This is a genomic window from Serratia montpellierensis (genome assembly GCF_020858655.1).
Classification (GTDB): domain Bacteria; phylum Pseudomonadota; class Gammaproteobacteria; order Enterobacterales; family Enterobacteriaceae; genus Serratia; species Serratia montpellierensis.
In genome coordinates this window covers 1-1,473 of sequence record NZ_VOSN01000024.1, presented here as the reverse complement: position 1 = coordinate 1,473, position 1,473 = coordinate 1, and the positions used below count along the sequence as shown (strand labels likewise).

General features: G+C 43.2%; 2 protein-coding genes and 1 pseudogene. All 3 read right to left on the bottom strand.

Going from position 1 to position 1,473, the window contains the following annotated elements:
* Positions 1 to 296, bottom strand: a pseudogene (locus tag FUU19_RS24650) (hypothetical protein); the annotation flags it as partial.
* A 327-nt stretch (positions 297 to 623) separates the two neighbouring features.
* The gene (locus FUU19_RS24645; protein ID WP_230489736.1) at positions 624 to 986 is read right to left on the bottom strand and encodes an SMI1/KNR4 family protein; all 363 of its coding nucleotides are present in this window, start codon (positions 984 to 986) and stop codon (positions 624 to 626) included.
* 26 nt (positions 987 to 1,012) lie between these two features.
* Positions 1,013 to 1,471, bottom strand: coding sequence for a Rhs family protein (locus FUU19_RS24640; protein ID WP_430726497.1), 459 nt, complete (start codon positions 1,469 to 1,471; stop codon positions 1,013 to 1,015).
* Between the last annotated feature and the right edge of the window lie 2 nt (positions 1,472 to 1,473).

Sequence of the window (1,473 nt, the reverse complement as noted above, 5' to 3'; positions counted from 1 at the left end):
TCGCCCTGCGGGCCGCGACCGTGCGCCTGCGCCAGTCGGTTGTCGGCGTCGTAGCGGTAGCGCTGTTCGTACAGGCCATTGCGCCGGCTGATCAGGTTGCCCCAGGCGTCGTAACGGTAAAACAGTTTTTGCCAGTGCGTCAGGCGGTTGTCGGCGATCGGCGCCAGCGGCAGCGGCAGATGCGCGTCGATGTCGTTCTGCGGGCTGCGCTCGCCCAGCAGGTTATCCGCCAAATCGTACACCAGCCGCGCGCCCGGTTTGCCCTGATTGGGTTCGCGGTGTTGCAGCAGGCGGCCTGCCATACAAACTTAACTATTTGATTATATATGATTTTTAAAGAATCAGACATTACCTTTTCACGCTTTATTTTTTATCTCACCGAAAATCAGCTGAGAATGGACTGATGTAAAAATAGTTATTCACTTACCTCCGAAGGAAAACAGCCACTAAATTAGATCTCTTTCTAAATTTAAAAACTATCGCTTCCAACGAAAGCCAGAAAACTTTTAGTTTACGGATTTATCAGTTACAACGAAAATAAAAAGTCCATGAAAATTTAAACCCCGCAGACATAGTAAAGGTCGGGGCAGGACTTAATCCACCGACCTTTTCATGAAAAATAATTATATACGTAAACTGTAAAGATCTTTTCCTTCTTCATCCATATCCAAACTGCCAAGCGCACCTAGGTCTAAGCTATATATCTTATCACTATCATCACTTAGGTTTATAAAACAACCCAAATCACCATCTTGCCCTATCAATAAAAAGTCAGGTACCGAGTCTTGAATAGCATATGTATCATTACGTTCAACTAGATCTTTATAATTAAATATATAGAGAGCCTCTCCATTTTTCTTTGTGAGTTCATATGCGTCAGAATCACCCACTTCTTCCGATAAAAATTTCTTATATAATACAGGGAATTTACACCCTATATCACTCTCTATTTTATCTAGCTCTTTTAAAATCTCATTTTTATTCACAAAAACCTCCGCATGAAAAATAAAATCTAGATATCAAAGAACGGGTTGCCAATATTCTTTTCTCTCAACCCGTCAAAGTACTTATATGCATCTCCAAGCGATTTCCTCGCTTGTTCAACAGGAACGCCAGAATCAAGCATTTCTCTATAACTAATATTAAACTCTTGTTTTAATGTTGTATCCCAACCTCCTGGTAGAGCACGCCTAGTCCGCTGAACAGCGCTAATTCCTGCATGAGGACTTCCTGAGGCTGATTTCAAGAGTGTTGCTGGCGCAGAGTTCCTTTGATATCCACCAACTCTTTTTTTAGCCCATGCATCTTGAATAGGGTGGTGACTCTGAACAAAACCATCAGTTTTGCTATTTGTGTGCCCTACAGCACGATTCGTTCCTGGTGATAAATTACCATGAGGATCCACGTCACCTGTTTTATATCCTTTCGGGGAATTGCACGCACTCAACCCAAACGGATCCACCCACATCAGCG